The 12,681-nt window shown below is 61.6% G+C and carries 9 protein-coding genes and 5 tRNA genes; 7 read left to right on the top strand and 7 right to left on the bottom strand.

Annotated elements, in window-relative coordinates:
* Window positions 1-99: 99 nt before the first annotated feature.
* The 3 genes from ACZYGA_RS06030 (at window position 100) to ychF (ending at window position 2,738) form a co-directional block, all read left to right on the top strand.
* A complete protein-coding gene (locus ACZYGA_RS06030; protein ID WP_077371484.1) occupies window positions 100-732 on the top strand; it encodes a 50S ribosomal protein L25/general stress protein Ctc in 633 nt (210 codons plus the stop codon).
* 31 nt (window positions 733-763) lie between these two features.
* Window positions 764-1,348 (top strand): aminoacyl-tRNA hydrolase, encoded by a 585-nt coding sequence (gene pth, locus ACZYGA_RS06035; protein WP_084209246.1) that lies wholly within the window; start codon window positions 764-766, stop codon window positions 1,346-1,348.
* Between the two features lie 298 nt (window positions 1,349-1,646).
* Window positions 1,647-2,738 (top strand): redox-regulated ATPase YchF, encoded by a 1,092-nt coding sequence (ychF, locus tag ACZYGA_RS06040; protein ID WP_077371478.1) that lies wholly within the window; start codon window positions 1,647-1,649, stop codon window positions 2,736-2,738.
* A 111-nt stretch (window positions 2,739-2,849) separates the two neighbouring features.
* On the opposite strand, the gene ACZYGA_RS06045 is transcribed toward ychF, so the two are convergent.
* On the bottom strand, window positions 2,850-3,809 hold the full coding sequence (locus ACZYGA_RS06045; protein ID WP_479398591.1) for a LysR family transcriptional regulator: 960 nt from the start codon (window positions 3,807-3,809) through the stop codon (window positions 2,850-2,852).
* A gap of 153 nt (window positions 3,810-3,962) precedes the next feature.
* Here ACZYGA_RS06045 and ACZYGA_RS06050 point away from each other — a divergent pair, with 153 nt between their 5' ends.
* Together ACZYGA_RS06050 and ACZYGA_RS06055 are read left to right on the top strand one after the other, a co-directional pair.
* Window positions 3,963-5,297 (top strand): FAD-dependent oxidoreductase, encoded by a 1,335-nt coding sequence (locus ACZYGA_RS06050; protein WP_479398593.1) that lies wholly within the window; start codon window positions 3,963-3,965, stop codon window positions 5,295-5,297.
* A gap of 81 nt (window positions 5,298-5,378) precedes the next feature.
* A tRNA-Met gene (locus ACZYGA_RS06055) sits at window positions 5,379-5,455 on the top strand.
* Between the two features lie 221 nt (window positions 5,456-5,676).
* On the opposite strand, the gene ACZYGA_RS06060 is transcribed toward ACZYGA_RS06055, so the two are convergent.
* Entirely contained in the window at window positions 5,677-7,005 is a 1,329-nt protein-coding gene (locus ACZYGA_RS06060; protein WP_077371469.1) for a M18 family aminopeptidase, read from the bottom strand.
* Between the two features lie 294 nt (window positions 7,006-7,299).
* Here ACZYGA_RS06060 and ACZYGA_RS06065 point away from each other — a divergent pair, with 294 nt between their 5' ends.
* A complete protein-coding gene (locus ACZYGA_RS06065; RefSeq protein WP_479398595.1) occupies window positions 7,300-9,399 on the top strand; it encodes a carboxy terminal-processing peptidase in 2,100 nt (699 codons plus the stop codon).
* 348 nt (window positions 9,400-9,747) lie between these two features.
* Here ACZYGA_RS06065 and ACZYGA_RS06070 read toward each other — a convergent pair.
* From ACZYGA_RS06070 to ACZYGA_RS06090, 5 genes are all read right to left on the bottom strand, one after another.
* Window positions 9,748-9,823: transfer RNA gene (locus ACZYGA_RS06070), tRNA-Asn, on the bottom strand.
* Between the two features lie 97 nt (window positions 9,824-9,920).
* A tRNA-Asn gene (locus tag ACZYGA_RS06075) sits at window positions 9,921-9,996 on the bottom strand.
* Window positions 9,997-10,074: 78 nt separating this feature from the next.
* Window positions 10,075-10,150 (bottom strand) — tRNA-Asn (locus ACZYGA_RS06080).
* A 174-nt stretch (window positions 10,151-10,324) separates the two neighbouring features.
* Window positions 10,325-10,401, bottom strand: a tRNA-Met gene (locus ACZYGA_RS06085).
* An 86-nt stretch (window positions 10,402-10,487) separates the two neighbouring features.
* The gene (locus tag ACZYGA_RS06090; RefSeq protein WP_084209251.1) at window positions 10,488-11,441 is read right to left on the bottom strand and encodes a choline ABC transporter substrate-binding protein; all 954 of its coding nucleotides are present in this window, start codon (window positions 11,439-11,441) and stop codon (window positions 10,488-10,490) included.
* Window positions 11,442-11,935: 494 nt separating this feature from the next.
* On the opposite strand from ACZYGA_RS06090, the gene betI reads away from it, so the two are divergent.
* A complete protein-coding gene (gene betI, locus ACZYGA_RS06095; protein ID WP_077371460.1) occupies window positions 11,936-12,598 on the top strand; it encodes a transcriptional regulator BetI in 663 nt (220 codons plus the stop codon).
* Window positions 12,599-12,681: the final 83 nt, after the last annotated feature.

A 12,681-nucleotide genomic window follows, 5' to 3' on the forward strand; every position in this document is an offset into this window, starting at 1 on the left:
CGGCCGGCCCGGAAATCTCCGGGCCGGCCTCATGGATCCGGTAGCGCTCTGGTCGCGGGGGCTGCCGGATTCTCATTAGACCCTTGAGGTATCTGCAAAATGAAACTGTTCAAACTGAATGCTGAAGTTCGTGAAGACCTGGGGAAAGGTGCGAGCCGCCGCCTGCGTCGTACGAACGACTTCGTGCCGGGAATCGTCTACGGCGCCGACAAGGCCCCGACTCCGGTCATGGTCGACAAGCCGAGCCTGTACAAGGCGGTTGACGATGAGGCGTTCTACTCCTCCATCATCACCCTGAATGTTGCTGGCAAGGCCGAGAAAGTCGTCATCCGTGACCTGCAGCGTCACCCGTTCAAGCCGCTGCTGACTCACATTGACTTCCTGCGCATCGACCCGACCCACAAACTGACCATGAACGTGCCGCTGCACATCACTGGTCAGGAAGCCTGTGTCGGCGTCAAGGATCAGGACGGCGTCCTGCACATCCTGGCAACTGACGTCGAAATCAGCTGCCTGCCGGAAGCCCTGCCGGAATACCTGGAGCTGGACGTGTCCAAGCTGGAAGTTGGCCACACCCTGCACCTGTCCGACATCGCTCTGCCGGAAGGCGCCGAGTCCGTTGCCCTGTCTCACGGTGCCGATCACGACACCGCTGTGGTCAACGTCACTCGTCCGAACATCTCTGCTGACGCAGAAGATACTGCTGAAGGCGAAGAAGCCGCTGCAGAATAACGCAGCCTTCTGATCAGGGAGCCAGACACGCATGTCACGAGTGAAAGCGATCATCGGCCTCGGTAATCCGGGGAGCGAATACGAAGACACCCGTCACAACGCCGGCGTCTGGCTCCTTGACGCTCTTGCGCGCCACGGTCACACCACGTTGCGTCCGGAACGCAAGTTCCATGGCCAGTACGCGAAGATCATCTTCGCCGGTCAGGATCTGCATCTGCTGTTCCCATCGACGTTCATGAATCGCAGCGGTCAGGCCGTGGCCGCATTGTGCAACTTCTACAAGCTCGCCCCGGATGAACTGCTCGTCGCCCACGACGAACTGGACATCGACCCCGGCACCGCCCGCTACAAGCAGGGTGGCGGCCACGGGGGGCACAACGGGCTTCGCGACATCATCAGCGCACTGGGCAATGACAAGTCGTTCCATCGTGCCCGCATCGGCATCGGCCACCCCGGCAATGCCAAGCTGGTGACCAACTTCGTGCTCGGGCGTCCCGGCAAGGCTGAACGCCTGGCCATCGATGACGCCATCGACGAAGTGGTCATGACCCTCCCGGATGCCCTCAGCGGCGAATGGGCACGGGCCATGAATCGCCTGCACTCCTTCAAGCACTGAACCTCTGCATCACCCGGCATCACTCCTCTCCGAATTTCGGTGATTCGCTCAGCGCATCACCTCGCTTGCGTGTGCGCGTCTCGCCACGCGATCAGCAGCAAAAGGCATCATTTGTCGCGCGACATGCGCCCAATGGATGACCTCGGCGGCATGAGGCCTTACACTTCCCGCCTGACTTCACACCGTGCCTGTCCCCTCGTCTCCTCGCATGGCCCGTGCCCTCGCACTCCGGGCCTGCCGGTCGAGATGGTCATCAGTGCCACGCCCCATTCGACACGTCACACCAGGATCTAGCGCCATGGGTTTCAATTGCGGCATCGTCGGCCTGCCGAACGTCGGCAAGTCCACTCTCTTCAATGCACTGACCAAGTCGGGCATTGACGCCGAGAACTTCCCCTTCTGCACCATCGAGCCGAACACCGGTATCGTGCCGATGCCTGACCCTCGCCTGAATGCGCTGGCCGAGATCGTCAAGCCGGAGAAGGTGATTCCGACCACCATGGAATTCGTCGACATCGCAGGTCTGGTCGCCGGCGCCTCCAAGGGCGAAGGTCTGGGCAACAAGTTCCTGGCCAACATCCGCGAGACCGATGCCATCGCCCACGTGGTGCGCTGCTTCGAGGATGACAACGTCATCCACGTCGCCAATCACGTTGACCCGGCCGCCGATATCGAGACCATCAACATCGAGCTGGCCCTGGCCGACCTCGACAGCGTCGAGCGCAGCATCCAGCGCCTGGCCCGTGTCGCCAAGGGCGGCGACAAGGAAGCCATCGCCACCAAGGCGGTGCTGGAGCGTATCCAGCCGCACCTGGCCGAAGGCCAGCCGCTGCGCAGCTTCGGTCTCAGCGATGACGACCTCAAGATCCTGCGTGGCTTCGGCTTCCTGACCCTCAAGCCGACCATGTACATCGCCAACGTCAGCGAGGAAGGCTTCGAGAACAACCCCTACCTCGACATCGTGCGTGGCATCGCCGCCAATGAAGGTGCCAGCGTGGTGCCGGTGTGCAACAAGATCGAAGCCGAGATCGCCGAGCTGGAGGAAGAGGAACGCGAGATGTTCCTCGACGAGCTGGGCATGGAAGAGCCAGGCCTGGATCGCGTGATCCGCGCCGGTTATGAACTGCTGGGCCTGCAGACCTACTTCACCGCTGGCGTGAAGGAAGTGCGTGCCTGGACCGTCAAGATCGGCGCTACCGCTCCGGAAGGCGCTGGCGTCATCCACACCGACTTCCAGAAGGGCTTCATCCGCGCCGAAGTCATCTCCTATGACGACTTCATCGCCTACAAGGGCGAGCAAGGCGCCAAGGATGCCGGCAAGTGGCGCCTGGAAGGCAAGGACTACATCCTCAAGGATGGCGACGTGGTGCACTACCGCTTCAATGTCTGAGGCCTCGGGCGCAGTCAGTACCTGGTGAGCCAGCCTGAAAGCGCCTGATGCTGCAGGGAACGCCCCTGATCTCCCACGAGGTCAGGGGCGTTCTGCGTTCTGCATCATGGGTCATGCCCCATCATCAAGAACACAGCCCTGCAGCCATTGTGCCGCCAGCGTCGCCAACTGGTCCGCCAGTGACTGCGCCAGACGCCCCCTCCCCGCCTCTCGACGCCACACGGCACTCAGCATCAGCTCGCCGGCCTGGGGCAATGTCCGCGCGTCCAGGCCACGCTCCCGACAGGCGGTATGCGCCGTCAAGGCATCGACCACGGCCAGCCCCTCCCCTGCCTGCACCAGTGCCGCTGCCAGCGGATAGGTCTGTACGCGCGTCACGATGCGAGGAGATGACGGTGCTTTCGAGTTACCTGATTCAGACGGTGACGGCATCTCGCTCGCCAGCAGGCCATCGAGACGTCGCGCCAGCGGATCATGCGCCCCCAGCGCGATCAGACGCTGACCGGCAAGCTCCGCCACCGTCATCGGTGCCTGCTGACACTCCTGTGCCCAGTACCCTGCTGGCGCCAATACCTTCAGGGGCATGCGGGCCAGTGCGCGAGTCATCAGTGCCGGATGCGTCGGCGCACTCAAGGTGAAGGCGATATCGACTTCATGCAGCAGCAGGGCATCGATGATCTCGCGGGTGTGCTGGGTGGCCAGCTCGCAATTGACTCGAGCATGTCGCCGGCGCCATTGCCCCAGCGCCTGCGGCAACAGCTGCTGGGCGATCGCCGGCGTCGCCACCACCTTGAGAGACTGCGCCTCACCTGAACGCAAGCCTTCTACCAGCCGCTTGACGTCATCCAGCTGCCCCAGCATCCCCTGGCTTGCCGCCTCCAGCTTGCGCGCCTCCTCCGTGGGCACCAGCTGTCCGGCGCTACGGGTGAACAGCGCGATCCCCCACTGCCGCTCCACCTGCTGCAACGCCTTGCTCGCGGCCGGCTGGGAAACATGCAACAGCCGAGCGGCGCCGGTCACGCTGCCGGCCTGCAACACCGCATGAAAGACCTCCAGATCCCTGAGCCGCATGCAAGATCTCCACATTCTGTCGTGTTGTCTCAACGTCCAGCCGACAGCCTACCCCATAACCGAGGGTTATGACGTAGCGAGGATCTTTCATTCGCCGCTCGGCCCCGGGACAGGCATGCTCATCTGCCTCCCCCATACCGTCAGGAGCCTGCCATGCAACGTCATGTGACCATCATCGGAGGCGGCGTGATCGGCCTGAGCAGCGCTCATGCACTGGTCCGAGCGGGACACTGCGTGACCCTGATCGATGCCCATGTCGAGGTCGCCCGCGAGACCAGCCACGCCAATGGCGGCCAGTTGAGCTACCGCTATGTGGCGCCACTGGCCGATAGCGGCGTGCCCCTCCAGGCCATCAAGTGGTTGCTGGCAGGCAATGAGGCACCGCTGCGGCTGCGCCCGCGGCTTGCCCCCTCGCAATGGCGCTGGATGACGCAGTTTCTGGCCGCCTGCAATCAGCGCACGCATCGAGCAAGCGCAGCGCAGATGCTCGCCCTGGCACTGCACAGCCAACAGATCATGACTCAGTGGCGAGTTCAGGATGCACTCGAGGAGTTCGCCTGGCAGCAACGCGGCAAGCTGGTGATCCATCGCGACTCCGCAGCGCTCGACAAGGCCGCCGCCGCACGCGTCGCACCTCAGGACCAACAGGTGCTCGATGCACGTCAATGCATCGCACTGGAGCCCTCACTTATCCACCAGCAGCCTCATCTGTCGGGCGGAATCTTCAGCGCCTCGGACGAGACGGCGGATTGCCATGCCTTCTGTCAGGCGCTGGAGCGCAAGCTGCAGGCCTCTGGTCGCTATACACGCCTCGCCAGCACCCGCGTCGCTCCATTGAGCGCGCACGACGGGCGCATCGCGCACCTCGAACTCACCCGCGCCGATGGCCGCCGCGAACGCCACGCCGTCGATACGCTGATCATCGCGGCCGGCAATCACGCCACCGAACTGGTCCGCCCGCTGGGCATCCGCCTATCTCTGCAACCGCTCAAGGGCTACAGCCTCACGCTGCCACTGCCAGCTGACACCCCAAAGACAGCGGCCCCGCGCATCAGCGTGACGGATGCCGCGCGCAAGGTGGTCTACGCCGATCTGGATACACGCAAGTCCCGACAGCTGCGCGTCGCGGCCATGGTGGATATCGGCCACCGCGAATCTGACAGCCTCCATCCTGCGCTGGACGAGAAGCGCATTGCCGCCCTGCGTCAGCTGGCTAGTGAGACCTTCCCCGACGCCGGCGATTTCTCGCAAGCCACTCCGTGGGCCGGGCTGCGCCCCAGCACGCCGAAGGGCCCTCCGATCCTGGGCCGCCCCCAGCAAGCGGGCAGACCGGACAACCTGTGGCTGAACGTCGGACATGGCAGCCTGGGCTTCACGCTGGCCTGCGCCAGTGGCGACCTCATCGCACGAGCCATCTCGCACGAGACCCGTCCCGGCACGCTCCTCGATACCCTCCCCGACCACCTCGCAGAGCAGCTCGGCTGCTAGCCTGATGAATTCCCTGCCACTTTTTCAGGCTGATGCGTTGACAACATCACGGATAATCCGTAATATTCGCCTCCGTTGGACGGCTACATAGCTCAGCTGGTTAGAGCACATCACTCATAATGATGGGGTCCCCTGTTCAAATCAGGGTGTAGCCACCAACCAAGATTCGAAAGGCCTGACTGCTTGCAGTCAGGCCTTTTTTGTTGCGTCGGATTCACATTCCCTCGCATCGCCTGCGCTCATGCTCGTGACTCCCGCCGACAATCGGCACCGGAACCGGAACCGGAACCGAAACCGGAACCGAAACCGAAAGAGGCAGCCCGCAGGCCGCCTCTTTCAATGTTTCAATTTTTCACCGTGCTTGTCAGTTCAACTCTGCTCAGTCCAGACGCTCGCGATTGCAGAATGCCACCAGCACCTTGATCAGCATCGCCACATCGGCACTGCCGGACGTCTCACGAATCGAGTGCATGCCCCACTGCGGCAGCCCGACATCCAAGGTCGGCACCCCCACTTCACTGGCGGTGATCGGCCCGATGGTGCTGCCGCAACCCATGTCGGCACGGCTGACGAACGTCTGAACCGGCACCTCCTGCTCCCGGCACAGCTCACGGAACAGACCCGCCGTGGTGCTGTTGGTGGCATAACGCTGATTGGCGTTGACCTTGATCACCGGCCCCGCATTCAGTTTCGGGCCATGACCCGCATCATGCTTGTCCGGGAAGTTGGGGTGGACGGCATGCGCATTGTCACAGGAGATCATCAAGGAGCGCTGCACGAGGCACTGATAACCTTCTTCGTTGTCCAAGCCCACATAGTGATTGATGCGCTTGAGCACATCCGCCAGGAAAGGCCCCTGGGCACCGCAGGCGCTGGCACTGCCGACTTCCTCGTGATCCGTGGCGACGAACAGCGCGCCCTGGCTGCCATCGGCCCCCAGCAACGCTTCCAGGCCGACGAAGCAGGACAGCAGATTGTCCAGGCGTGCACTGGCGACCAGCTCGCCCTTGAGCCCGGCCTGGGCCGCCGGCTGCAGATCATGCAGCCCGAGCTCGAAGTCGATGACCTCCGCGACACGCACGCCGTGCTGCTCTTCCAGAAGCTCGATCAACAGTGCATGGAAGGCCTCAGCCGGAGTGCCAGCCTCCTCGCCCAGCTGCATGACCACGGCGGACATCTGCGTCTGGGCATTGATGGCGCGCCCATTGTTGACGTCACGATCCAGGTGAATCGCCAGGCTCGGAACACAGGCCACCGGCCGCATCACCGTCAACAGCAGACTCTCGCGACGGCCGTCCTGGTGACGCACCTGAACACGGCCTGCAAGCCCGAGATCGCGATCGAACCAGGTATTCAGCAGCACGCCGCCATAGGTTTCGATTCCCAGGGTCAGCCAGCCCTGACTGAGCTGGGCTGGATTGGGCTTCAGGCGCAGGCAAGGAGAATCCGTGTGCGCGCCGATCATCCGTATTGCCTCGAGCTGCGTATTACCCCGAGGAAGCTGAAAGGCGATCAGCGAGGAATCATTGCGCGTCACGAAAGCCCGTTCACCGGGCGACAACTTCCAGCTTTCGGTCTCCTCGAGTCGGCGATAGCCTTCGCGCTCCAGGCGAGCCGCCATGGTCGCCGTGGCATGCCAGGGCGTCGGAGAGACATTCAGGAATTCAAGCAGTGCTGGAACGCGGGAATCCGCAATCGCGTAAGTCATGATAGCGTCAAGTCCTCGAAGATGAATGCAAGGCACTGTATAAGAAGAAACATGATGGATAGAGCAAAACGACTCCTCCCTTGCGGTGGTGATCGACCCGCCAGCTCTCGTCAGCCGCGCAGGTCCCGCAGGACCGATCACGCCAGGCAGCGCTGACACGCCATACCGCAAGCCCCGCCGATCAACGACAGGCAACTGTCGCGGACGCGGGAGGCTGCTACAATGCCCGCTCGACCTCTCCGCGGAGAGGTCGCTCAGGGAGCAGAGTGTACATGAATCGGGAGTGCTTCATTGATGAGCCTGTTTGCAAACGTCCGGCGCACGGCATGCCTTGCCTTGTGTCTCGCCATGGCCGGCCCCGCCAGCGCCGCGGTCACCCCTACTGACGCCGATGCACAGGCTGCTCGCGAAGTTGCCGAATCATTGCGTTACGGGCATTACGAAGATGTCACGCTGGATGACCAATGGGCTACCCAGGCATTCACGCAATATCTCAAGACACTCGACCCCCAGAAAGCCTATCTGCTGGACTCGGATATCACCGAGTTCAGTGATCTTCGCCACGACTTCGATGACGCCATGCTCGACGGTGATCTCGAGCGCCTCTACGCCCTGCATGCCCGCTACCAGCAGCGCCTCACCTCACGCCTCGAATGGCTGGTGAAGACGCTGAACGGCAAGCCGAGCTTCGATTTCACCCGCGATGATCGACTCGCACTCGATCGTGCGGAAAGCCCCTGGGCCGACAGCGAGCAGGAGCTTGATGAGCTGTGGCGCAAGCGACTCAAGAACGCCTGGCTGTCGATGTCACTGTCCGACAAGAACGACGAGGACATCGCCAAGACGCTCAGCGAGCGCTATGCCAACCAGCTCAAGCGCATCGAGCAGACCAACGACGAAGACATCCTGACCCTGATCATGCACGCCGTCACCGGCAGCATCGATCCGCACAGCGAATACTTCTCCCCACGCCAGGGCGAATCCTTCGACATCCAGATGAAGCTGTCACTCGATGGCATCGGCGCCCTGCTTCAATCCGAAGGCGAGTACGTCAAGGTCTCAAGCCTGGTACCGGGCGGCCCGGCCGAGAAGGACGGGGAGCTCAAGCCGGCGGACCGCATCGTGGCCGTTGGTCAGGGGGATGGCGAATGGACCAACGTGGTCGGCATGCGCCTTGACGATGTCGTGGACCTGATCCGCGGCCCCAAGGGCTCCGTCGTGCGCCTTGAAGTCATCCCGGCCCAGTCCCTGGATGTCACCAAGACACGGGAAGTGGACATCACCCGCGACACCGTCAAGCTGGAAGACCAGGCTGCCAACGCCAAGGTCGTCGACGTCAAGCGCAATGATGGCGTGCACAGGATCGGCGTGATTCACGTCCCTGCCTTCTATGTCGACTTCGATGCCTGGCAGGCCGGCGAAGATGACTATCGCAGCACCACACGTGACGTGGCGCGCCTCATCGATGAGCTGAAGGCCAAGCAGGTGGAAGGCATCATTCTGGATCTGCGCAACAATGGCGGCGGCGCCCTGCAGGAGGCCAATTCGATGATCGGCCTGTTCATCGACCGCGGCCCCACCGTGCAGGTACGTGATGCCCGCGGACGCATCAGCCTGTATGGCGATACCGATGCCGGCACCCACTACGATGGTCCGCTGGCCGTCCTGGTCAACCGCCTTTCGGCCTCGGCCTCCGAGATCTTTGCCGGCGCCATCCAGGATTATGGCCGCGGCCCGGTCATCGGCAGCCAGACCTTCGGCAAGGGCACCGTGCAGACGATCTCCTCGCTGACACAAGGTGAAATCAAGCTGACCCGCGCCAAGTTCTATCGCATCTCCGGTGACTCCACCCAGAACAAGGGCGTCAAGCCGGACATCGCCTTCCCCAGCATCATCGACCCGAAGGAAATCGGCGAATCGAGCCTCGACTACGCCCTGCCATGGGACCAGGTTCGCCCGGTGAAGTATCGTCGCTATGGGGAACCGGCTCGCTACCTGGCAGCCCTGCGTGCCCGCCACGAGAGCCGTGTCGAACAGGAGCCCAACTTCGTCTACCTGCAGAGCGAAGTCGCGCTATCAAAGGCACTGCGCGCCCAGCAGACCAGCATCAGCCTCAATCGTGAGCAGCGCAAGCGCGAGATGGATGCCCAGGAAGCCGAGCAACTGGCACTGGAAAACAAGCGCCGCCGAGCACTGGACATGGAGCCGCTGTCGAGCTTCGCCGAACTTGATGCCGCCAGCGATCACATCGCATCGGCAGAAAGTGACCTGCAGCAGGAGATCGAGACGCAGGACAGCACCGACGAGCCAGCCGAGGATCCCATCGATCAGGCTCAGCTCCAGGAAAGCGCCGAGATCCTGCTCGATTACGCCCACCTCAATGGCGATCGCTGAACTCTCACGTCGTCGCTGACGCGCCGGCACATCGCGGTTGCAAGGCCCCTGCCCTCATGTCAGATCCGAGTGCAGGGGCTTTTTCATGCCTGGTGCAGGCGTCACCGACACGCACGGGCGAGTCGACGCACCGGCGCTCGGCACGCGGGGGCAAGCTGAAACGAATAGCAGAAAGAGATCGACCAGCAAGGAAGCGGGCGGACACAGGAAAGCAGGCAGACACAGAAAAGCGGCAGCGAAGGCTGCAGGAGTAAGACACCATCAGCGCAGAATCACGTCATTCTGACGAGAGGCAGGTGAGATCTCGAACGATCGACTGGCAAGAGAGGGAGATACGGGATTTGATATTGGCTCCTCGAACAGGACTCGAACCTGTGACCCAATGATTAACAGTCATTTGCTCTACCAACTGAGCTATCGAGGAACAACGAAATATCGATCGATATCAGGGCGATATCGAAGCTGACGATGAGATGCTCATCTACCAGCGTCATTTCCGGCATTGGCAGGAAGCCTGGGATTGGCTCCTCGAACAGGACTCGAACCTGTGACCCAATGATTAACAGTCATTTGCTCTACCAACTGAGCTATCGAGGAACGACCGGAAATCCATCTGCCAGCGACATCATCATGGATGCTGTCAGACTGACATTTCAAGCATGCTGCGTGTGCTATTGGCTCCTCGAACAGGACTCGAACCTGTGACCCAATGATTAACAGTCATTTGCTCTACCAACTGAGCTATCGAGGAACAACCTTGAACACGCGACGAATTATACGGAAATACTCAATGGCGTCAACCACCTTCGGGCATTCAACCTACCGCAGAACTCGCTCGATTCCTTCTGCCGAATCCACCTCCGAAAGCGCACATGGCGACATCCAGATGTGACAAGGCCCGCACGGATGCAGGCCTTGGAATCACTGGTGGCTACACCCTGATTTGAACAGGGGACCCCATCATTATGAGTGATGTGCTCTAACCAGCTGAGCTATGTAGCCACACGACGAGGCGTATATTGCAGGTCAGGCTGCTGAATTGCAAGCACTTTTTTGCAATTGCCCGTCAAAGTGAGCCAGCGGGATGCTCAGATGCCCAGCGAGGCCTTGACGGCAGGCAGGCCAGGTTCTCCCTGGGTGGTCTCGACACCTTCAAGCCATGCCTCCAGCACGCTGGGGTTCTGCTTGAGCCAGTCTGCTGCTGCCTCATCCGGATCGGCACCCTCATCCATGATCTCGCCCATGATCTGATTTTCCATCTCCAGGCTGAACTCGAGATTGGCCAGCAGCGCACCGACATTGGAACACGCCTCACTATATCCCGCGCGGGTATTGGTGTAGACCGTCGCTCCGCCCAGGTTCGGCCCGAAGTAGTCATCCGCGCCTTCCAGATATCCCATCTCGAAGCGAGTGTTCATGGGGTGCGGCTCCCAGCCGAGGAAGACGACCCACTCCTTGGCCGCGATCTTCGACTTCACTTCCGCCAGCATGCCGGCTTCGGAAGAATCGATCATCTCGAAGGCGCCCAGACCGAAGGCATCGTCATCGATCATGTCGGCGATGATCATGTTGCCATCATTGCCTGCCTCGATGCCGTAGATGCGCCCATCGAACTTCTCGAGGTTGTCGGCAAGATCCGCCACCGAGGTCACGCCGGCATCCAGCACGTACTGGGGCACCGCCAGGGTGTACTTGGCCCCTTGCAGATTCGCACGCGGTCGCTCTACCTGCCCCTTGTCGATATAGGGGTCACTGATAGAAGCCATCGACGGCATCCAGTTCCCCAGGAAGACATCGAAGTCATCGTTCTTCATGCCGGCATAGGCGATCGGCACGGAGATCGTGTCGGAGGTCGTCTCGTACCCCAAGCCTTCCAGGACACTGCGCGTCAGCGCCGTGGTGGCAGTGATGTCCGTCCACCCCACCTCAGCGAAGCGCACCGTACTGCACTCCTCTGATACCTCGGCGTGCGCCTGGGGTGCCAGCAGCATCCCCATGGCCAGTCCCAGCGGCAATGCGGCAAAACCTGATGATGATTTCATGCTTGTCCCTTCTCTTTGTTATATGAGCAGTACATGTCCGTCAATCACACGTGTCATTGATCCCCACCCGGCCCGGCGACAAGTGGCAGCCCGCGGGAGGCGCCACTCATGGCAAACTCTCATCACGACAAGCTCCCATGCTGTCGTTGAGAAGCTGCCAGTCTCTGACGAGCTGCCGGGCCAGACGTACGAGGCACCTCGTGAGCACCTTCACAGCCCTTGCAAGGACGCCTTGTGCCCTCTGGCGTTCTCTATAGTTCTACCAAGCCTGGCTTTCAATAACCACGAATTATGCAACTTGACGCATCACCTTTCTGTCTCTACACTTTTTATTAATTGAACGTTCAATAAAACTCGAGTCACGACAAGATCGAGCCGAATCCCGATTGAACGCCGGATTCAGCAATGCGGTGACAACCGCGTATCCTTGGCGTCTACCAGTACCAAGATTACGCGAGTTTCACCGATACGCCACCTGACGGGAGAGCAAGCTGATGCCGAAAGTGGGAATGGAGCCCATTCGTCGCCGCCAATTGATTCTGGCCACCATGCAAGCCATCGATGAGGCAGGACTGGCCGACGCCACCGTTGCACGGATCGCACGGCATGCGGGCGTCTCCGCCGGCATCATCAGTCACTACTTCGGCGGCAAGGATGGCCTGATGGAGGCCACGATGCGCCAGATCCTCACCGACCTGCGCAGAGCCGTCAGTGAGCGACGCGCCGAGATCGCCTCGAACGACGTCCGCAGTCACCTGCACGCCGTGATCGATGGCAACTTCGATCGCAGCCAGGTCAGTCAGAGCGTCTCCAAGACCTGGTTGGCCTTCTGGGCCTCCAGCATGCACCGCACACCGCTGGAGCGCCTGCAGAAGGTCAATGACCGTCGTCTGGTCTCCAATCTGTCGGCCATCTTCCGTCGCGTGATGCCGCTGGTGGAGGCACGCGATGCGGCGGCAGGACTCGCCGCCTTGATCGACGGCCTGTGGTTGCGTGGCGCGCTGGACCCCGAGGGACTGGACGTCGAGCGAGCCCGGCGTCTGGCCTATGAATATGTGGAATACCAGCTGGCGCAACACGCCGCTGACGTCTCCACGCCAGCAGCAGATGCACAAGCGTCTGACATGACGCACCCGGTGCCTGCCGAGCATGCCTGAGCGCAACAGCCTCCCCCGCTCGGACGCTTGAACCCACCGGTACTCTACGACTCTCCCCCTTTTCTGATCCCTGACAGGAGCGC

The sequence above is a fragment of the Cobetia sp. BL01 genome (assembly GCF_056493605.1).